The 19964-nt window shown below is 62.5% G+C and carries 20 protein-coding genes and 1 pseudogene; 2 read left to right on the top strand and 19 right to left on the bottom strand.

Annotation, left to right across the window (positions count from 1 at the left end):
• Positions 1 to 89: 89 nt before the first annotated feature.
• Positions 90 to 974, top strand: a complete 885-nt coding sequence (ptrR, locus tag ABH912_RS07950; protein ID WP_033056607.1) for a putrescine utilization regulator PtrR — start codon at positions 90 to 92, stop codon at positions 972 to 974.
• A gap of 35 nt (positions 975 to 1009) precedes the next feature.
• Here the strand turns inward: ptrR and ABH912_RS07945 are convergent, their stop codons facing one another.
• From ABH912_RS07945 to ABH912_RS07930, 4 genes are all read right to left on the bottom strand, one after another.
• Positions 1010 to 1471, bottom strand: a complete 462-nt coding sequence (locus ABH912_RS07945; RefSeq protein WP_033056604.1) for a MarR family winged helix-turn-helix transcriptional regulator — start codon at positions 1469 to 1471, stop codon at positions 1010 to 1012.
• Between the two features lie 134 nt (positions 1472 to 1605).
• Positions 1606 to 2046 carry an Ohr family peroxiredoxin gene (locus tag ABH912_RS07940; protein ID WP_429510299.1) on the bottom strand — a complete coding sequence of 147 codons (441 nt, stop codon included), beginning with the start codon at positions 2044 to 2046 and terminating at the stop codon, positions 1606 to 1608.
• 107 nt (positions 2047 to 2153) lie between these two features.
• Complete coding sequence (locus ABH912_RS07935) at positions 2154 to 2606, bottom strand: Ohr family peroxiredoxin (RefSeq protein ID WP_429510298.1); 453 nt, start codon at positions 2604 to 2606, stop codon at positions 2154 to 2156.
• Between the two features lie 76 nt (positions 2607 to 2682).
• Positions 2683 to 3123: an Ohr family peroxiredoxin gene (locus ABH912_RS07930; RefSeq protein ID WP_429510297.1), complete on the bottom strand. Its 441-nt coding sequence runs from the start codon at positions 3121 to 3123 to the stop codon at positions 2683 to 2685.
• A 237-nt stretch (positions 3124 to 3360) separates the two neighbouring features.
• Here ABH912_RS07930 and ABH912_RS07925 point away from each other — a divergent pair, with 237 nt between their 5' ends.
• Positions 3361 to 4368, top strand: a complete 1008-nt coding sequence (locus ABH912_RS07925; RefSeq protein WP_429513069.1) for an Ldh family oxidoreductase — start codon at positions 3361 to 3363, stop codon at positions 4366 to 4368.
• Between the two features lie 33 nt (positions 4369 to 4401).
• Here the strand turns inward: ABH912_RS07925 and ABH912_RS07920 are convergent, their stop codons facing one another.
• The 15 genes and pseudogenes from ABH912_RS07920 to ABH912_RS07850 all read right to left on the bottom strand — a co-directional run bounded on the left by ABH912_RS07920 (position 4402) and on the right by ABH912_RS07850 (position 19949).
• The gene (locus ABH912_RS07920; RefSeq protein WP_429510296.1) at positions 4402 to 5982 is read right to left on the bottom strand and encodes an aldehyde dehydrogenase (NADP(+)); all 1581 of its coding nucleotides are present in this window, start codon (positions 5980 to 5982) and stop codon (positions 4402 to 4404) included.
• Between the two features lie 249 nt (positions 5983 to 6231).
• Positions 6232 to 7630, bottom strand: a pseudogene (abaF, locus tag ABH912_RS07915) (fosfomycin efflux MFS transporter AbaF).
• 71 nt (positions 7631 to 7701) lie between these two features.
• Entirely contained in the window at positions 7702 to 8619 is a 918-nt protein-coding gene (locus ABH912_RS07910) for a dihydrodipicolinate synthase family protein (protein ID WP_033056590.1), read from the bottom strand.
• Positions 8620 to 8757: 138 nt separating this feature from the next.
• Entirely contained in the window at positions 8758 to 9786 is a 1029-nt protein-coding gene (locus ABH912_RS07905; protein ID WP_076030925.1) for a trans-3-hydroxy-L-proline dehydratase, read from the bottom strand.
• A gap of 134 nt (positions 9787 to 9920) precedes the next feature.
• A complete protein-coding gene (locus ABH912_RS07900) occupies positions 9921 to 10643 on the bottom strand; it encodes an amino acid ABC transporter ATP-binding protein (RefSeq protein WP_008157200.1) in 723 nt (240 codons plus the stop codon).
• On the bottom strand, positions 10636 to 11286 hold the full coding sequence (locus ABH912_RS07895; protein WP_008157201.1) for an amino acid ABC transporter permease: 651 nt from the start codon (positions 11284 to 11286) through the stop codon (positions 10636 to 10638). The genes ABH912_RS07900 and ABH912_RS07895 overlap by 8 nt, the downstream gene beginning before the upstream one ends.
• 10 nt (positions 11287 to 11296) lie before the next feature.
• Positions 11297 to 11962 carry an amino acid ABC transporter permease gene (locus tag ABH912_RS07890; RefSeq protein WP_429510295.1) on the bottom strand — a complete coding sequence of 222 codons (666 nt, stop codon included), beginning with the start codon at positions 11960 to 11962 and terminating at the stop codon, positions 11297 to 11299.
• Complete coding sequence (locus ABH912_RS07885) at positions 11955 to 13733, bottom strand: aconitase X (protein WP_429510294.1); 1779 nt, start codon at positions 13731 to 13733, stop codon at positions 11955 to 11957. Before ABH912_RS07885 ends, ABH912_RS07890 begins: the two co-directional genes overlap by 8 nt.
• A 10-nt stretch (positions 13734 to 13743) precedes the next feature.
• On the bottom strand, positions 13744 to 14562 hold the full coding sequence (locus ABH912_RS07880; RefSeq protein ID WP_046055488.1) for a transporter substrate-binding domain-containing protein: 819 nt from the start codon (positions 14560 to 14562) through the stop codon (positions 13744 to 13746).
• 250 nt (positions 14563 to 14812) lie between these two features.
• Positions 14813 to 15562 carry a helix-turn-helix domain-containing protein gene (locus ABH912_RS07875; RefSeq protein WP_429510293.1) on the bottom strand — a complete coding sequence of 250 codons (750 nt, stop codon included), beginning with the start codon at positions 15560 to 15562 and terminating at the stop codon, positions 14813 to 14815.
• Positions 15563 to 15636: 74 nt separating this feature from the next.
• Complete coding sequence (locus ABH912_RS07870) at positions 15637 to 16893, bottom strand: FAD-dependent oxidoreductase (protein ID WP_429510292.1); 1257 nt, start codon at positions 16891 to 16893, stop codon at positions 15637 to 15639.
• Positions 16890 to 17126, bottom strand: a complete 237-nt coding sequence (locus ABH912_RS07865) for a (2Fe-2S)-binding protein (protein WP_429510291.1) — start codon at positions 17124 to 17126, stop codon at positions 16890 to 16892. Before ABH912_RS07865 ends, ABH912_RS07870 begins: the two co-directional genes overlap by 4 nt.
• Complete coding sequence (locus ABH912_RS07860; RefSeq protein WP_429510290.1) at positions 17119 to 18234, bottom strand: NAD(P)/FAD-dependent oxidoreductase; 1116 nt, start codon at positions 18232 to 18234, stop codon at positions 17119 to 17121. The genes ABH912_RS07865 and ABH912_RS07860 overlap by 8 nt, the downstream gene beginning before the upstream one ends.
• A complete protein-coding gene (locus ABH912_RS07855; RefSeq protein WP_429510289.1) occupies positions 18231 to 19163 on the bottom strand; it encodes a 4-hydroxyproline epimerase in 933 nt (310 codons plus the stop codon). The genes ABH912_RS07860 and ABH912_RS07855 overlap by 4 nt, the downstream gene beginning before the upstream one ends.
• A 114-nt stretch (positions 19164 to 19277) precedes the next feature.
• Positions 19278 to 19949 carry a GntR family transcriptional regulator gene (locus ABH912_RS07850; protein WP_185049412.1) on the bottom strand — a complete coding sequence of 224 codons (672 nt, stop codon included), beginning with the start codon at positions 19947 to 19949 and terminating at the stop codon, positions 19278 to 19280.
• Positions 19950 to 19964: the final 15 nt, after the last annotated feature.

The raw sequence follows: 19964 nt of genomic DNA, 5'->3' as shown, positions 1-19964 counted from the left end.
GCGAGGTGGGGATGTGCTCAGGTTACGGTGGCGTTTGTTTTCTGGAAACTGAATAATACTGAGCATATCGTTCACGTTTGGAGAATGACTTGGATCTGGTTCAGCTGGAAATATTCAAAGCCGTCGCAGAACACGGCAGCATCAGCGCGGCGGCTCAGCACATCCACCGGGTGCCGTCGAACCTGACGACGCGGATCAAGCAGCTGGAGCTGGATCTGGGCGTGGACCTGTTTATCCGCGAGAAGAGCCGCCTGCGCCTGTCGCCGGCCGGCTGGAGTTTCCTCGACTATGCCCGGCGCATTCTCGACCTGGTCCAGGAGGCACGCGCCACCGTGGCGGGCGAAGAACCGCAGGGATCGTTTCCGCTGGGGTCACTGGAGAGTACCGCTGCGGTGCGCATTCCTGGGCTCCTGGCCGCGTATAACCAGAAGCACGCCAAGGTCGAGCTGGACCTGTCCACCGGACCTTCGGGGACGATGATCGACGGGGTGTTGTCGGGCCGATTGGCGGCAGCGTTTGTCGATGGACCGGTGCTGCACCCGGCACTGGAAGGCGTGCCGGCGTTCGAGGAAGAGATGGTGGTGATCGCACCGCTCAACCATTCCCCTATTCATCGCGCGCGGGATGTTAATGGCGAAAACATCTATGCCTTCCGCTCCAATTGCTCTTACCGACATCACTTCGAAAGTTGGTTCGCCAAGGACGCGGCGGTGCCCGGCAAGATTTTCGAAATGGAGTCCTATCACGGCATGCTGGCGTGCGTCAGCGCCGGTGCAGGCCTGGCGCTGATGCCCCGCAGCATGCTCAACAGCATGCCCGGATGCACCACCGTGAGCGTCTGGCCGCTATCGGAATCGTTCCGTTATTTGCGCACCTGGCTGGTGTGGCGCCGGGGGACGGTGTCGCAAAGCCTGACCATGTTTGTGCGCTTGCTCGAGGAGCGCGGGGTGGTGCGCGATGACACTGTGCGCTAGTTCGCAGGCGAAAATATCCAGATCGGCGTGCCGACTCATTCCCCGGCTTTCGTCGACTTGATCAGATTGTTGCGCAGCTTCACGACCGCCTTCTGCAGGGTCGTGAACTCGTCGAGCGTCAGCCCCGTCGCGTCGGCGAGGCCCATTTCCGGTTGGCTTTCGCGCAGCTGTCGACCCTTCTTCGTCAGGCTGATCCGTACCTGGCGTTCGTCCTCGGGGTCGCGCTGCCTTTGCAAAAAGCCCATCGCTTCCAGCTTCTTCAGGATCGGGGTCAGCGTGTTCGATTCGAGAAACAGCTTCTCACCCAGGCTGCCGACGGTCTGGTTGTCTTCCTCCCACAGCGCGACGATGGTGATGTATTGCGTATAGGTCAGCCCAAGCTGTTCAAGTATCGGCTTGTAAGCCTTGCCGAAGGCCAGGTTGGTGGAATAGACCGCAAAACACAGGAATTCGGAGAGCTTCAGGTTGTCGGGGACGGCGTTGTCGGTGGGTTTCATGTACAGCCTCGTTGGCCAAAGACGGATGGCTCGCAAAAAAACGAAATATACCTCGTATGCGATTGTGTCGGAACGACTCTAACTGACGGTGGCGACCGGTTCGACGGCGAAAGTCGAACCGGTCGTACGGTGCATCACGCTGTCAGGGCGTTGATGACCACGCCGATATTGCCGCGCGTTGCTTTCGAATACGGGCAGATCTGGTCTGCGGCGTGCGCCAACTCTGTCGCGACGTCTTGCGTCAAACCTGGCACGCGAAGAGTCAGCCGGGCCTGGAGGAAGTAGGCCGGACCGGTCTGGCCCAGATCGACCTCAATATCAACCGCCATATTAGGCGGCAGCGTCACCTTCATGTTTTTCGCCGCCAGCTCGACGGCAGCGGTGTAGCAGGCCGACCATGCGCCGGCGAAAAACTGCTCTGCCGTGGGGTGCGGAACAACGGCTGCGAACTCTTGTGCCAGTCTAGGGTTTCCCGGGGACGAGAGCTGGATGGAGAGGCCGCGGGAAGAGTTGTCACCGTCGCTGAATGTCGTGTGGGTTTTGCCTGTGGCCAGGACTTTTTCGATCTTGTTCATGGTTGAGTCCTCAACTTTTTTGGATTTGTAATTCGTATGCGCTTAAAGCGCATACGATATATGTGGCGTATCGACTATGCCGATTGATAGCAACGCCGCGCGGTGCGTCAAGCCGTGAGGACGTTCAGGGCCACGTCAATGTTACCCCGCGTTGCTTTCGAGTACGGGCAGATTTGATCGGCGGTGTGCGCCAGTGTCGTCGCGATGTCGCGCGGCAAACCCGGCACGCGCAGGGTCAATCGAGCCTGAAGGAAGTAGGCCGGGCCGGTCTGACCCAGATCGACTTCGATGTCGACGGACAAATCCGACGGCAGCACCACGTTCATCTCACCGGCCACCAGCCCGACGGCGGCGGTGTAGCAGGCCGACCAGGCGCCAGCGAACAGTTGCTCGGCAGTCGGGTGCGGCTGGGTGGCGGCGAACACGTGGGCTGGCTTGGTGATGCCGGGCGTCGACAGGGTGATGTCGAGGCTGCCGTCATGGCCGCGCGAGGTGTTGCCAGCGTCGCTGACGGTGGTGTGGGTTTTGCCGGTGGCCAGTACTTTTTCGATCTTGCTCATGATGATTTCCTAAGTTTCTATTGTTTTCGCATGCGCTTATATCGCATGCGATATATTTAATGGATTAAAACGATCTTCACGCCGTCAGGACGTTCACCGCCACGTCAATGTTGCCCAGCGTCGCTTTCGAGTACGGGCAAAGTTCGTGTGCGGCGCGCGCCAGTGCGGTTGCGACGTCGTGTGCCACGCCCGGCAAGCGGACAAAGAATCGAGCCTGAAGGAAGTAAGCCTGACCGGTCTGGCCCAGATCGACTTCGATGTCGACAGACGCATCGGCCGGCAGCAGCACTTTTTTCGCCTTGGCGATGTGTTCGATGGCGGAGATGTAGCAGGCCGACCACGCACCGGCGAACAGTTGCTCGGCGGTCGGGTGCGCTTGGGTGGCTGCAAATACGTGGGCCGGTTTTGCGTCACCTGGCGACGACAGCTCGATGTCGAGGTTGCCGTGGGCACGGGTTGCGTCGCTGAACGTGGTGTGGGTTTTGCCGGTAAACAGTACTTTTTCGATCTTGCTCATGGAATGAATCCTCAACGTTTCAATAGGTGGTGGCTGTCTGTCGTATACGTTTGTATCGTATGCGATTGAAATAATACTCGCGCAGAGCTCAATCGGTGTCAAGGGGTAGTACGCGGCCCAGCCGACGAATGGTCGGGTTGCCGGGATGTGCTGAATTCGTCGTCGACCGGGCCTAAAGCGATCAAGCCGTGGCGTCTGGAATGGGCCAGTCTGGGCGGTCTGTCCAAGGAGTTGATGATGAAACGACTGTCTCTGGCCGAAGCTCGCGAGCTGGCCGAATCGATCTTGCTGCACAACGGTTTCAACCTTGCCCACGCTCAGGCGGTGGCCGCCACGGTGATTGCCGGCGAGCGCGATGGCTGCGCCTCCCACGGTTTGTACCGGGTTTTGGGATGCGTGAATTCGCTCCGGGCCGGCAAGGTGGTGGCGGATGCCGAGCCACGGGTGATCGACCAGGCCCCTTCGATCGTGCGGGTCGATGCGGCGGGTGGTTTCTCCCAATTGGCGTTTCAGGCAGGCCTGTCCTTACTGGAGGAGAAAACCCGGGCAAACGGGATTGCAGCGCTGGCGATCAATCGCTGTGTGCATTTTTCTGCCCTGTGGGTCGAGATCGAGCAACTGACCGCTGCCGGCCTGGTGGCGCTGGCGTGTAATCCGAGTCATGCCTGGGTCGCGCCGGCGGGGGGCAGTCAACCGGTGTTCGGCACCAATCCGATTGCGTTTGGCTGGCCGCGTTCGGGCAAGGATCCGTTTGTGTTCGACTTCGCCACCAGTGCGATTGCCCGTGGCGAGATCGAGTTGCATCGGCGTGCCGGCAAAGCGATTCCCGAAGGTTGGGGGGTGGACGCTGAAGGGCAGCCAAGCACCGATGCGAACGTGGTGCTCGATGCCGGCGCGATGCTGACGTTCGGCGGGCACAAGGGCTCGGCGCTGGCCGCCATGGTGGAGTTGATCGCCGGGCCGTTGATTGGTGACCTGACCAGCGCTGAATCGCTGGCGTACGACGCGGGCAGCAAGTCGTCGCCGTACCATGGCGAGCTGATCATCGCCCTCGATCCGCGACGCTTTCTCGGTGAGGCCACCGAGCAGCACCTGGCCCGTGCCGAAGTCATGTTCCAGAGCATACAAGGGCAGGGCGCACGCTTGCCGTCGCAACGGCGTTACGAGGCGCGAGCACGCAGTTTGGTGGAGGGCGTGCAGATTCCCGAAGCCTTGTACAACGACTTGAAAGCACTGCTGGACTGAAGGGAGACGGGCGCCAGTGGCGCCCGTTTGGTTTTACAGCGGTTCGCGGTGGCTGTTGCCGTCGACCAGACGGGCGATGCCCAGCGGATTGGCGTTTTGCAGTGCCTCGGGCAAGAGTGCATCCGGGCAATTCTGGTAGCACACCGGGCGCAGGAAACGCTCGATGGCCAAGCTGCCGACCGAGGTGCCACGGGCATCGGAGGTGGCGGGGTAGGGACCGCCATGCACCATCGCATCGCAGACTTCGACGCCGGTCGGGTAGCCGTTGAACAGTACCCGGCCGACTTTCTGTTCAAGCAGCGGCAGCAGTTCGCTATGGGTTTGCAGGTCTGCGGCTTCGGCAATCAGCGTGGCGGTAAGTTGGCCGTGCAAGCTCTGCAACGCCTGTTGCAGCTCGGCCTTGTCGGCCACTTCCACCAACACGGTAGTCGGGCCAAACACTTCCTCCTGCAACAGATGATCGCCATTGAGCAATAGGCTGACGTCGGCCTTGAACAGCTGCGGCTGGGCCTGCTTGCCCTGTTGTTCGCGGCCGGCCAGGTGGCTGATGTGCGGATGCGCGTGCAGCGCCTGCACACCCTTGGCGTAGCTGGTTAACGTGCCGGCGTTGAGCATGGTTTGCCCCGGTTGGTCGGCCATTACCGCGCTGAGCGATTCAATAAATGCGCTGAATTCGGGGGAGCGAATGCCGATCACCAATCCGGGGTTGGTGCAGAACTGGCCGCAGCCGAGCACCACTGACGCGGCGAGTTCGCGGGCGATTTTCTCGCCCCGCAGTTGCAGGGCTTCGGGCAGTACCAGCACTGGATTGATGCTGCTCATTTCGGCGAACACCGGAATCGGCTGAGGCCGTGCGGCGGCCATGTCGCAGAGGGCGCGACCGCCCTTGAGCGAACCGGTGAAGCCGACCGCCTGGATCGCCGGATGCTTGACCAGCGCTTCGCCGACACCCGCGCCGTAGATCATGTTGAACACGCCTTTGGGCATGCCGGTTTGCTCGGCGGCGCGGATGATTGCATCGGCCACGAGCTCGGCAGTCGCCATATGCCCGCTGTGGGCCTTGAACACCACCGGGCAACCGGCGGCCAGGGCGGCCGCGGTGTCGCCACCGGCGGTGGAGAATGCCAGCGGAAAATTGCTCGCACCGAACACCGCAACCGGGCCGACGCCAATCCGGTACTGACGCAGATCCACCCGTGGCAGTGGCTGACGTTCGGGCAAGGCTAGGTCGATGCGCGCACCATAGAAATCGCCACGGCGCAGGACCTGAGCGAACAGGCGCATCTGTCCGCTGGTGCGACCGCGCTCACCCTGAATCCGCCCGGTCGGCAGCGCCGTCTCGCGGGTGACCAGGGCAACGAACTCATCGTCCAGTGCGTCCAGTTGCGCGGCGATGGCCTCGAGAAATTCCGCGCGGCGGCTCGCCGGCAAATTGCGGAAGGTCGGGTAGGCGAAAGCCGCGGCCTGGGCAGCGGCGTCGACTTCCTCAACGGTGGCTTGCATGAACGCGTAGGGCAGTGCTTCACCGGTGCTGGCGTCATGGCTTTGCACGGTGATGTTGCCGGCGGCACTGCGCGCACCGCCGATGTAGTTGTGGCCGATGATGTGGGGCATGAAAAACTCCTGTCGGAAAAGGGGGCAGGCCTAATGATTGCCAGTTAACAGAGATCGATGGTCGGACGGTTACTTGTGGCGAGGGAGCTTGCTCCCGCTCGAGTGCGCAGCAGTCGTAAAACCTGCAGAACGGTGTGCCTGGAAGAACCGGGTTTCAGGTTTTAGGGACGCTTCGCGCCCCAGCGGGAGCAAGCTCCCTCGCCACAGGTACTGTGCTCGTCTCACGTTCTTGACTGGCAGGTATGAAACTCAAGCCAACGAATCACCCCGACGTGCGCTGGCGGTTTCAGCGGTGCCCAAGGCAGCGATCCGCGCAGCGGATTCGCTATCCACCAGGTGCAGCGACTTGCCACGGGTTTCCCGAGTCAAACCCGACGGCGACGATGGAGATCAGCGCGGCACAGACCAGGTACCAGGCGATCGGTGTCGAGCTGTGGTACTTGTTGAGCAGGGTGAGGGCAATCAGCGGCGCCAACGAGCCGGCGAAGATCGGCGCCACCTGGTAGCACAGGGACAACGCGGTGTAGCGCACGTGGGTCGGGAACATTTCGGCCATCAGCGCCGAGTAGGGCGCGTAGGTCATCGACTCGATCGCCAGGCCCAGGGTGATTGCCCCGATGATCAGCCAGTTGTTGCCGGTGTCCATCATCGGGAAGCCGATGAAGCCCCAGAACGCGGTGAGGATCGCCCCCGTCAGGTACACCGGTTTACGCCCGACCAGATCGGACAGATACCCCATCAGCGGGATCATGAAGAAATGCAGCAGGTGCGCGCCGAACATCAGAAACAGAATCTCTGAGGTGTCCTTGTGCACCACCAGCTTCAGGTAGGTAATCGAGAAGGTCACGACGGTGTAGTAGAGAATGTTCTCGGCAAACCGCGCACCGATACCGACCAGCACTGCACGCCAGTGATGACGCAACACTTCGACCACACCCAATTGTTGTTGCTTGTTTTGCGCCTGACGGGCCTGGGCTTCCTTGAAGATCGGCGCGTCGTCGACGCTGGTGCGAATCCAGTAGCCGATCAGCACCACCACCGCCGAGAACCAGAATGCGACGCGCCAGCCCCACGCGAGGAATTGCTCCTCCGACAGGTTCGACGACAACAGCAGCAACGCGACGGTCGCCACCAGGTTACCGGCCGGCACACCGGCTTGCGGCCAACTGGCCCAGAAGCCTCGGCGATTGTCCGGGCAGTGTTCGGACACCAGTAGAATCGCGCCGCCCCATTCACCTCCGAAGGCGAAACCCTGGATCAGCCGCAGCAGCACCAGTAACACGGGCGCGGCGTAGCCGATCTGGTCGAAACCGGGCAGGCAACCCATCAGGAACGTGGTGATGCCGACCACCACCAGGCTCAGTTGCAGCAGGCGTTTGCGGCCGAACTTGTCACCGTAGTGACCGAACACCAGACCACCCAATGGGCGGGCGAGAAAGCCGACGGCATACAAAGCGAAGGCGGCGAGGATGCCATCGATCGGGCTGTCGGTTTGACGGAAGAACAGCTGGCCGAAGACCAGTGCCGAGGCGGTGCCGTAGAGAAAGAATTCATACCATTCGGCGACCGTGCCGGCCATGGCGGCGGCCACCACGCGCTTGAGTCCCGAAGGTGTGGTTGCGCGGGCGGTGCTGTGAGGATTGGGCATGCTGACGTTTCCTGTAGAGGCGCAAAGACAGGTAGCCGGGCCGGGTCCTCAATGACCCGCCCGGCGATCACTCAGAGACCGACGTCCGGCAGTTCCGGACGATTGGCCAGAGCCTTGGCCATGATCTGCTCGACGAACACCCGATCGGCTTCCGGCAGGGCCAGGCGGGGTGGACGGGTCAGGGCGCTGCCGCGACCGGCAATGGCTTCGCACAGCTTGATGCACTGCACCAGGTCGGCACGGGCGTCGAGGTGCAGGATCGGCATCAGCCATTCGTAGATCGGCATGGCTTCGGCGAAGCGACCGGCCTTGGCCAGGCGGAAGATGGTTTCGCCTTCTTTCGGGAACACGTTCGACATGCCCGAGACCCAGCCTTCGGCCCCCACGGCGATGCTTTCCAGCACCACGTCATCAAGGCCGGCGAACAGCACAAAACGGTCACCCACTTCATTGCGCACGTCGATGAAACGACGGGTGTCGCCGGAGGAGTCCTTGAAGCACACCACGTTGTCGCAGTCGGCCAGGGAAATCAGGATGTCCGGGGTCACGTCGTTTTTGTAGATCGGCGGGTTGTTGTAAACCATCAGCGGTACGTCGGCGTTTTTCGCCACGTAGCGGTAGTGCTCGGCGGTCTCGAACGGCTTGGAACCGTAGACCAGCGCCGGCATCAGCATGACCCCGTCGACACCCACGCGGCGCACGGCGTTGGCGACTTTGGCCGCTGCGATGCTGGTGAATTCGGCCACACCGCAGATCACTGGCACGCGGCCGCGGGAAGCGTCGACCGCGACTTCAGTCACGGCGATTTTTTCTTCGGCGGTCAGCGAGGTGTTTTCCCCCACCGAACCGCACACCACCAGGCCCGACACGCCGTCACGGATCACGTTGGAAATCACCTGGTGGGTTTTTTCCAGGTTGATGGAGAAGTCGTCGTTGAATTGAGTGGTCACCGCTGGGAAGACGCCACTCCAGTTAATGCGCTTGCTCATTGTTGCCTCCGGTTCGTTAATTGTATTTCGTATACGATATTTCAAGTGAAAAGACTCGGCCAGTGCTTTTTTCAGTTTCGTGGGGGTTTTTACTAGCCGTTTGTCAGAGTTTTTTGGTGAGGGTTTGTAAGGCTGTGCTCAGGCACCCGGCCAGGTGTCAGACAAGCGATAGCCTTGTGGCCACGGATCGCTTGGATCGAGCAGCAACTGGTGGGTGCCGGTGATCCAGGCCCGGCCGGAAATGCACGGATAGATCGCCGGGCGTCCGGCCACTTCCGTCAGCGAATCGATGCGGCAGTGGAACTCGGAGCCGATGATCGAACGGCCGATAAAACGCTCGCCGACCTGCATCAAGCCCTTGGCTTGCAGCACCGCCATGCGCGCCGAGCAGCCGGTGCCGGTGGGCGAACGGTCGATCTTGCCGGGTTGAATCACCACCGCGTTGGCGCCGGTGGCGATGCCATTTTCATAGACGAGGGGCGCCGCGATCTGGCAGAAGGAAATGTGCGACCACTCGGGGTTCAGCGGATGGACGAAGCCCAGTTGTTCATTGGCCGCGCGGGTGATTTTCAGCCCGACCTCGACCAGCTCCGCCGCTTCATCAGGACGAATGGAAAAGCCCAGGCGCTTGGCGTCAGCGATCACAAAACTGTCACCGCCGTACGCGGTATCGACCTGCAATGAGCCGACGCCTTCCACTTCGATCCAGGCGTCAAGGCGGTCAGCGAAGGAGGGCACGTTCTTGATTTCTACCCGTTCGACCTTGCCGTCACGGCAGTCAGCCACCGCTTCGATCAGCCCGCCCGGCGCTTCGAGCACCAGCCGGGTTTGCGGTTCGGTCATCGGCAGGATGCCGCTGTCGAGCAACACGGTGGCCACGCACAGCGAATTGGAGCCGGACATCGGTGGCGTGTCGGCCGGTTCCATGATGATCCAGGCCATCTGCGCCCGAGGATCCTTGGCCGGCACCAGCAGGTTGACGTGGCGGAACACCCCGCCGCGCGGCTCGTTGAGGACGAAGTTGCGCAGGGTCTGATCCTTGGCAATCCAGCGCGACTGCTCCCACACGGTGGCCCCGGGCGGTGGCGCGACGCCGCCGACGATCACGTCGCCGACTTCGCCTTCGGCGTGACAGCTCACTACATGGATGACTTTTGATGAGCGCATTGTCTGCTCCTTGTTTTGTCTGTTAGGGCCTCATCGCGGGCAAGCCCGCTCCCACAGGGTTTGGTGGTGTACACAAAACTGGTGACCGACATAGATCACTGTGGGAGCGAGCTTGCTCGCGATGGGGCCATTAGTTATTTCACTGATTTCAGAAACGCCGCGGTTTCCGCATGCACCGGGTTGCCGATAACCTGATCAGGCGAGCCGATTTCATGCACCAAACCATTGCGGAAAAATGCCACGCGGTCGGACACGTCGCGGGCGAAGCGGATTTCATGGGTCACCAGGACCATGGTCATGCCGTCTTCGGCGAGCATGCGCATGGTGTCCAGCACCTCGCCCACCAATTGCGGATCGAGGGCTGACGTGGCTTCGTCGAACAGCATGTAGTCCGGCGACATGGCCAGGGCGCGGGCGATCGCCATGCGCTGTTGCTGGCCGCCGGAGAGCTTGCCGGGAAAGGCCTTGAGCTTGTCGCCCAGGCCGACGTGGGTCAGTTGCTTGACCGCCAGTTCCTCGGCTTCGGCCTTGCTTTTGCCCAGCACTTTGCGCGGCGCCAGCATCACGTTTTCCAGCACGGTCAGGTGCGGGAACGCGTTCCATTGCTGGAAGACGATGCCGATCTTCTGCCGCAGACGGTTGAGGTCCGTGGCGCTGTGATGGACTTCGACACCGTCGACACGAATGTTGCCTTTCTGGATCGGCTCCAGGCCATTGATGCACATCAGCAGGGTCGATTTGCCCGAGCCGGAGCCGCCGATGATCGACACCACCTCGCCCTTGTTCACCGTCAGGTTGACGCCCTTGACCACTTCGAGGTTGCCGAAGGATTTGTGTACGTTGTCGATCTCAATCATTTTCTTGCCACCTTCTTTCCAGACGAGCGCCGAGGCGAGCAACCACCAGGCTCATGACGTAGTAGATGAGGCCCGCGATGCACAGCACCAGCAGCGGTTCCTGAATGCGGGTCACGATGGTTTGCGAAGCGCGCAGCAGTTCGACGATGCCGATCCACATCACCAGCGCGGTGTCTTTCATCACGCTGAGCACCAGGTTCAGCCAGCCGGGAAAAGCCACCCGCGTGGCCATCGGCAGGACGATCCAGCGCAGGTCCTGGAGGAAGCTCAGGCCCAGCGAGCGGCTGGCCCGGCGCACGGTGAATGGCACCGACAGCACGCCGCTGCGCACGATCTCGGTGAAGTACGCGGCGGCGTAGACCCCGAGCACAATGCAGCCAACGCTGAAGGCGCTGATGTTCAAGCCGACGATGCTTTTCAGCGAGTTGAACAACACAAACTGGATCAGCAACGGCACGCTGCGAAACACGTCCAGCACCCACGCCAGTGGCAGGCTGGCGCGTGGCAACAGCGCTCGCAGCAAGCCGAACAACAGCCCGGCGAAGGAGCCGAGGATGATCGACCAGAACGTGAGTTTCAGAGTGACCCAGGCGCCATCAAGCAAGAACAACAGGTCATTCCAGGAAAAACTGGTGGTCAACATGCTCACCTCCTCAGTAACGGAACAGCCGCCAGGCCATCAGCCGGGCGACGCCGACGATCGCCTTGGCAATCAGGTAATACAGCGCCGCGGCGATGGCGAAATATTCGAAAGTGCGGAACGTCTTGACGTTGTAATCCTGGGTCACGCCGGTGAGGTCATTGTTCAGCCCGACGATCACCCCCAGCGACGTCATCAACACCGCCCAGACCATCTGGTTACTCAACGGATAGAACACGATCCGCAGCAGCTGCGGGACGATGATCATCCGGTAAGCCTGAAAGGCACTCATGCCCAGCGAACGCGCGGCGCGCACTTGGGTGCCGGGCACAGCCTTGAGGCCACCGCGAAAGTTTTCCGCGAGGTAACCGGCGTTGTTGAAAGTGATCCCGGCCAGCAGCGCGAACCATGAGCTGACGTGCAATTCCAGCGAGCCGAGGCCGAAGTAGAGGACGTAGATCTGGAACAGCGACGGGGTGTTGCGGGCGACCGACACCCAGCCGTTGCCGATGCCGCGCAACAACGGCTGTTTGGTTTCGCGCATCACCGTCAGGGCCAGGGCGATCAGTACGCCGAAGATCATCGACAGTGCGGCGGTCTCGAAGGTGACCCAGGCGCCGGCGAGCATGTCCGGCAGGGCGCGCAGCGTTGCGCGCCATTGGAAGGTGTAATCAAACATGCGCGGGGCTCTCCAGGGAGGCGGCCGAATGCAGCCAGGCCGGCAAACGACCACTGGCCGTGGCGCTGCAGGCGGCGTCGACACATTCGGCGAGGTTGGCGAAGTGCACCTTGCGGCCTACCAGGCCGGGTGCGTAATGGGCGTACTTGCCCGAGTTGGTCATCAAGGTTTTGGCGGCCAGCGGAATCACCGGCTCACCGAGCATGCACCAGCAGGTATCGGTGACCAGGGTTGCGCCGAAGGCTTCGATCACCGCGATATGCCCGGCCTCGCGCGCCTGCTCCAGCACCGCACGACCACAGGTGATGGCGAGCACCACCACGGGGTGCTTGTGCCGACCCCGGCACAGCCGCGCCAGATGCGCGAATTCGCTGAGGGAGAAATGCGGGTTGCCCAGCGAGACCACATCCACCCGGTTGTCGCGGGCACTGTTGAGCTTGCGCCAGCTGAGCAGCAAATCCTTCAGGCGGATTTTTTCCACCGGCACATCGGCATCCGCCTCCAGCACCTGCGTCGGGTCGAGTGCTTCCGGGGTCACCCCGGCGATATGGAACAGCGGCGCGGCGGAGGTGGTGGCGAAAGCCGCGCCAAAAGCTTTCAAATCGTCCAGGCTCGGCTTGCTGTGTTCCAGCCCCAACACCAGCGGAATCCGGCTCCCGGCCAGGGCGCCGATGTGGTAACCGAGCAGCGGGTAAAAGGCATCGTCCAGCTCGCCAAAATCCGGCAATTCGATTTGCAGTCTCGCTTTACGTTGCGCGTCCAGATGGCAGCCAATCAACGGCGCGCGGCCGGTCAGGGCGATGCAGATATCCAGGTAGTCCGGGTATTTCAGGGTGCGTGCGCCGAGCACGCTGTTGGCATATACCACGGCGTTGGATTCGGCCCAGACGATTTGCTCGCCGGCCTTCGGCGCGCTGTCGAGCAGGTAGGGCGCGCAGGTAAAACTCAGCTGTGCGCCCATCGCCATGTACGCATCGCCCAAGGCACTGGCCGGTACGCCGAGCGCCGGATCAATGCCCAACTCGCGCCAACGGCGCTGGTCGACGGAAATCGAATTGAGGGTGGTCGGCACCCGTACGTTTGCTCCCCACTGCACCAGTTGTTCGGCGAAGCGCAGGCTCGCAGGTCCCGTATAAATGCAGCCGTCGATGTGCGCCTGGGTGACATTCACCAGGTGACGGGCGCCTTGCAGTTCAGCCATGCGCAGGACGATCTGCATGGCCACTTGGGCAGCTTTGCCATGCTCGCCGCCGAGTAGCGCCTGATCGTGTTCGGTGAGTTCGATAGTGCTGCTTTTTTCTGCTGTCGGCAACGGACTGTCGAGTGCCTGCCAGGCATCGCCCGGCAGGTGTTCGAACAGAGTCACCGTTGAGGCTTCGACCCGAGCAAAGGCCTTGCCGCGCAAGGCGGCGAAGGCCTCCCGGCCGATGCACAGCACCGGCAGGGATCGCTCGAAAATGGTCTGTGCCACGAGCACGCCCAGGGTCAGGATCTCATCGGGTTCGGCCAGCACCAGTGCGGCCGGCGCATGACCGTTGCTGATCAGTTCCATCAGCACACTGCTGCCGGTGCACGAGCCGCGGCCGCTGGGAATGGCCAGCACCCGGCCGGCCAGGTATTCGCCGCTGAGCGGGTGGTGACGGTCGATGACCTCGCCGCTGTACGGATCGACCCCGCCCCAGAAACTCAGCCCGACATCGGCGAACAGCAGAGCGCCTTGTGCGGCGCCGGCGACCAGGCTGCGACCGGTCAGAGAGGTTGGCCTAGGCATGCCGGACACCTCAGTAATAGACCTTGGGCACGGTCAGGTCGGTGGGTGAAATCTCGGTGCCGACCCATTTGGTGAACAGCTCGTTGTAGCGGCCGCTGCGCACCTGCTGATTGACGAACAGGTTGAGGTAGTTGAGCAGGCCATACTCGTTGCGCTTGGCACCCAGGGACACGTAGTCGATGGTGTACGGCGCGTTACCGGCGATTTTCAGGTTCTTGTATTTGCCCGACTTGATCGTGGCGGCGGCCACGGTGTTGGTGACCACGGTGGCGTCGATGTGACCCTGGGCGACCGCCAGCAGCGTGTCGTTCTGCGACTGATAGGCGCGGAAGGTGCCGGTGCCCCAGTTCTTCACGTCTTTTTCCAGGGCGATGGCTTCGTAGGTGCCGCTGGTGTTGCCCAAGGCTTTGCCCTTGATATCGGCGAAGCTGTTGATGCCGGTGTTGTCGCGGGTCAGCACCACCATCTGGAAGGCGAAGTACGGCACGGTGAGGCCGACGGTCTTGGCCCGTTCGAGGGTGTCGGACGTGGACGCAACGATCACGTCGGCACGCCCGGAGACCAGCGCCGGAATTCGATCGGGGAAGGGCGTTTCAACCACTTCGGCGTCGACCCCGAGGATCTTCGCCAGGTCGTGGCAGTAGTCCACGTCGAAACCGGCCGGGTTGTTACTTGCATCGCGAAAACCCATGGGCGGGAAGTCCAGGGTCACGGCGCAGCGCAGCTTGCCCGAACCAATAATGTCGTCGAGCTTGTCGGCCTGGGCGGTGGCGATAAAGGACGTACTGAGAACAGCGCTGAGGGCTACGGCAAATGCGGGGTTTTTCATAGAGGCCTCGTTGTCGGAAAGTGCTGTTGGATATCGTATTGTGAATTTCGTATACGATATGTGATTAGCAATGAGCGTGCCTGTTTCCGAACTGAGGCGAGAATTTATCGCCAAGCCTTGAGTTAAACGTCCTGCAAGATTTTAGGAATAGGGCGTAGGAGAAGAGCGCCTTGGCGGGTCGTATCAGACGGTGTTACAGAAGGGAGCAGTGGGAACGCCGGGCGCCCCTTAAAGGAACACTCGTCTGGGTTCAGCGACGGCTTTCGCGATACTGACTCGGCGCCAGACTGGTCAAGGCGCGGAACTGCCGGCTGAAGGCACTGTGGTCGGTGTAACCGCAGCGCAGGGCGATCTCGGTGATGGGCAGGTCGGTGTGCAGCAACAGTCGAGAGCCTTCTTCCAGGCGCGCCTTGTGAATCATCTGCCGTGGGGTGAGCTGGAACACCCGTTTGCAATGGCGCTCCAGTTGCGCCACGGAAAACCCGGCGATTGCAGTCAGTTCGGCGAGGCTGATCGGTCGGGCGAAATGGCTGCGGATGTGCGCGTCCACCGCCGCGAGTTTCTGGAACGCCGGATGATTCGACTGTGGCGTTTGCAGGTCGCGGGAGATGCCGGCCAGGCCGACGATCTGACCTTGCAGGTCGCGCAGCGCGAGTTTGTGGGTCAGGCACCAGACCGGTTGGTTACCGTAATACAGGTGCAGTTCGAGTTGGTCGGCCAGTTCGCGGCCGGTGGACAGCACCCGCCGATCCTGCTCGGTGTACAGCGGGCCGAAGCGCTCGGGAAAGACCATGTCGGCGGTGCGCCCGAGCAACTCGTCACTGTGTTTGAAGCCGCAGCGCCGGGCCAGGGTCTGGTTGACGAAGGCGTAGCGGGCCTCGCTGTCCTTGATGAAAAACACCACGTCCGACAGGGTGTCGAGCAGCGCCGCGATCGGCTGCAGACTGCTCAGCAGAGTGGGCAGGTCGCAGGGTTTGAAGGTAGTGAGCGAGGCATACATGGCGCTGGGCGTCTGGAGGCAATGCCCGGGATCATAAAGACTCGGCGACGGACCCGAAAGCCCCGGGCCGGCATTCAGGCCGGCGGGGTGTCGTCCAGGCACAGCAAGGTCTCGATCCGTGCCGGACTGAACGGTGGTCGTGGTGCCGAAGGTTGCCAGCCGAACAGGTGCTGCAACGCGCCGCCACACACCCGGCCCTGGCAGGCGCCCATGCCGCAGCGGCTGGCCAGTTTGGCCTCGCGCCAGTCTGTGTGCCCGGCAAGCACTGCGTAAGGCACGTCTTCGCAACGGCACACCAAAGTGTCGGGTTGCGCGAGCGACTTGAGTTGCGGATCGAGGGTGAAGGCCTTGTTGAGCGTGTTGGCAAAACCCTGCCAGCGTGCACGACGCGGCCACAATGCTCGGGCCGAATCAAGGCCACCGACGGCGGCGTGGCCAGCGATGGCGCCTTCGACCAAGGCCAGTTCACTGCCACCGAAACCGGTGCATTCACCTGCCGCGTAGTGATCGGCGCGGCGAGTGGCCTGCCAGGGATCGACGGCAATCGCCTGACCTTCAAGTTCGCAGCCGAGGGCCTGACCGAGTTGGGTATTGGGGATCAGACCGAAGCCACAGGCCAGGCGATCACATTCCAGTTCGACGATTTTTCCTTGCTGGTGCAGGCGCACACCTTCCAGCCGCTCATTGCCCAGAGCGGCCAGTACATAAGTCCCGGTGCGGTAATGGCGGTCGAACAACGTGACCGACTGCATCAGTTTGTTGGGCCAGCGTGGCAGTTGCGCGGCGAAACCGGCGACGGCGGCTGTGCAGGCCTGCTCGGCAATGCGTAGCACCCGGGCGCCGTTGTGTTTTGCGGTGGCGGCGCTGGCGAGCAATAACGGTCCGCTGCCGGCAATCACAACGCGTTCGTCCTGCACCGGCAGCCCCCCCTTGATCAATGCCTGGAGGCCACCCGCGCCCGTCACGCCGGGCAGCGTCCAGCCGGGGAAGGGCAGCAGCAACTCGCGGGCGCCGGTACACAGAATCAGTTTGTCGTAGCCAATCACCCAGCCTCGATCGGCGTCTTCGACCAGCAGTTGTTTCGGCCCGGCGCAGGCAATCACCCGCGTGCCGGAGTGGCGGCGAATGTTGCTGCACGCCTCCAGCCGATCGCGCATCTGACGTGCCGGGTTCGGCAGCTTGGCCTGAGGTCCGTCACGCCAGATTTGCCCGCCCGGCAGCGGGTTGTCATCGAGCAGGACGATGCATGCACCGCTTGGTGCTGCGGCGAGCGCAGCGGCCATGCCGGCGGGCCCGGCACCGATGATCAGCAGGTCGGCGTATTCGCTCATGCTTGAGTCTCCACGTGCATGCCGTCACGGCACAGCGTCTGGCACGCCAGGCGCCGGCGACCGTCGATGGTCACCCGGCATTCCTGGCAAATACCCATGCCGCACAACGGTGCGCGGCGTTGGCCACTGACCGATGTGCGCGTGCAGCCATCACCGCTCAGCGCCAGTGCCGCGGCGACGCTGGTGCCCTCGGCAACCCGAAGGGCACGTCCGTCCAGGATCAATTCAGGCATAAACGGGCTCTCCGAGAAAACGTTGCGGCAGATACGGTTGCGCGGCCAGTGGCGGCGTTTCGTCGAACAGCTGTGCGACCAGCAGGTCGGCGGTGCCGGGGGCGGTCGTCACGCCGAGGCCCTCGTGACCGACCGCCAGCCATAAACCTTTGCGTTGTGGATGCTGACCCACCAGCGGCAAGCCGTCGGGGCTGGCCGCGCGAAAACCGGTCCAGGCGCGGATGCCGTTGAGCTGAGCCAGGCCCGGCATGTAGTCGGCGGCACGCCGGAGCATTTTCGCCAGCATCCAGCCCTCGACCTGCGGGTCAGTGGTGCCGAATTGTCGCGAGGCGCCAATGAACAGTTGCCCGGTTGGTCGCGGCTGAATGTTGCACGCCGTCGATGGGCCGGTGGCGTTGTGGGCGCTGGTGACGTAACCGAGTTCCACCAGGGTGTGGGTGACTTTGCCGGGGTAGCGATCGGTGATCAGCAAGTGGCCTTTCTTCGGTTCGATTGGTAATTCCGGGCAGAGCTCGTTGGCCTGGATGCCGTTGGCCAGAATCACCGCATCGGCGCTTAGCCAGTGGCCATCGTCGAGTCGCACGCGATTGCCATCGACTTCGCTGACCCGCGCCCGGCGCTGGCTGATGTTCGGTGTGTCGAGCATCCAATTGGCGGTCGCCGGTGCGTAAAGAATGCCGTCGCCATTGATCAGCAATCCGCCTTCCAGGCCCTCGCGCAGTTCCGGTTCGCGTTGGTGCAAGGCACTGCGCGAGATCAACTCGCACGCCACGCCTTGGGCCTGCAAGTTCAGGTATTTGCTGTGGGCGACGGCCATTTCTTCAGCATTGGCGGCGAGCCAGAGGGTGCCGTTGCAACGGTAGGCACAGCCGTCGGGCAGGGCCGGCGCCAGTTCGCGCCAGCGTTGCAGGGAGTATTGACTGAGGGCCAGTTCGGCCGGATTGTCGTCGAGGACCAGCAAGTGGCCCATGCCCGCCGCCGTAGCGCCGGGCAGGCCGGCGTCCAGCACCAGCACGCGCAAGCCGCGCCCCGCCAACGCCTGGGCACAGGCGGCGCCGATGATGCCGGCGCCAATCACGATCACATCGGCCACCCGGCCCTCGTTCACGGGCGAATGCCCCAGGCGAACGGGTCGTCCTGCTCGATGATCAGGCTGGCTTCGGCGCTGATAAAGGCGCGGCCGCGAATGGTCGGCACGATGCGCTCGCCCTGAAGTTCGTAGGAACCCTCGAACTCGCTGCCGATGACACTGGCCTGACGCCAGATCTGTCCCGGCTGCAATTTGTCATCGGCCGCCAGGCACGCCAGTTTGGCGCTGGTGCCGGTGCCACACGGAGAGCGGTCGTAGGCTTTGCCGGGGCAGAGGACGAAGTTGCGGCTGTCGGCCTTTTCGTCATCGGCGAACAGCTCGACATGGTCGATCAACCCGCCGTCTTCGCCGCGAATACCCTGAGCCTCCAGTGCCTGCTGCACGGCGAAGGTGTAGGCGGTCAGCGCATCGAGGTTGTCGCCCGCAACGCGCAGGCCATGGTCGGCAATCAGGAAAAACCAGTTCCCACCCCAGGCAACATCGCCGGTCACTTGGCCGATACCCGGCACCTGCAGTGACAGCGCTTTGCGGTAACGGTAAGCCGGCACGTTGCGCACGCTCACTGAATGGTCTTTGTGCAGCGTCGCCTGCACCGTGCCCACCGGGGTTTCGATGCTGTGCACGCCAGGGCCGATCTTGCCCAGATGCGCGAGTGAGGCCACCAGGCCAATGGTGCCGTGGCCGCACATGCCGAGGTAACCGCTGTTATTGAAGAAAATCACGCCGGCACAGGCGCTCGGGTCTACCGGCTCGCAGAGCAGGGCGCCGACCAGCACGTCACTGCCACGTGGTTCGAGCACGCAGGCAGCGCGCCATTGATCATGCTGTTCGGCCAGCCGCTGTCGACGTTCGGCCATGCTGCCGCTGCCCAGGTCAGGAAAACCGGCGGTCACCAGGCGGGTCGGTTCGCCGCCGGTGTGGGAGTCGATCACGGTGATGCGTTTCATAAGTTGGCCACGCCCGTTCAGATGAGTGAACAAAAGAGTGGCCTGTGCGAGGGCTTGCCGGCTTGATGGTTTTAGCCAGTGTCGATGACGAAATCGGCACAGTGCGGCGAGGGGTCAGTGGCTATGAGGCAGGTGTTCGAACAGGGTCTTGCAGACGCCGGCAATATGCTCGTCGAGCAACTTCACCGCCAGGTCCACGTCACCGGCGCGGCAGGCCGCAAGGATTTCCCGGTGTTCGTGATCGGCGCGTTCCTTGCCGGCTGACAGGCTCATCTGCATGCGCAGGTAGCGCTCCAGCTTGTCGTTGACCGAGCGGATCAGGCCGACCAGAAACGGTCGTTGCGCCGGTTCGTAGAGGCAAGCGTGCAGTTCCCAGTTGAGTTCGGCCCAGCGACCCACGTCATCTTCGCCGATGAACTCCTGGCAGATGCGCTCGGCGCGAGCGAAGGTTTCTTCGGTCATGTTGGGGATAGCCAGGCGCAGCACCTTGTCTTCGAGCAGCATGCGCACTTCGAACATCTGCGCCAGTTCTGCATCGGACACCCGGGTGACCATCGCCCCGCGATTGCGCTGGAACATCACCAGGCCTTCGGCCTCCAGGCGCTTGAGGGCTTCGCGCACCGGAATCTTGCTGACGTTGAACTGGCGGGCGATATCGTCCTGGCGAATCGGCTCGTCCTCGGCGAAATGCCCGGCGACGATGGCGTCACGCAGATGACGGGTGATGATTTCCGACGTCGAAGGCGAATTGCCAAGGTCGGGAGCGTTGAGTTTTGTCAGGGCCACGGTCGTGATCGTTAG

It is taken from the genome of Pseudomonas sp. BT76 TE3572 (genome assembly GCF_050435365.1).
Taxonomy (GTDB): Bacteria; Pseudomonadota; Gammaproteobacteria; order Pseudomonadales; family Pseudomonadaceae; genus Aquipseudomonas; species Aquipseudomonas fluorescens_W.
The sequence above is the reverse complement of the archived record's forward strand: the minus strand, read 5'-3'. Positions and strand labels throughout refer to the sequence as shown.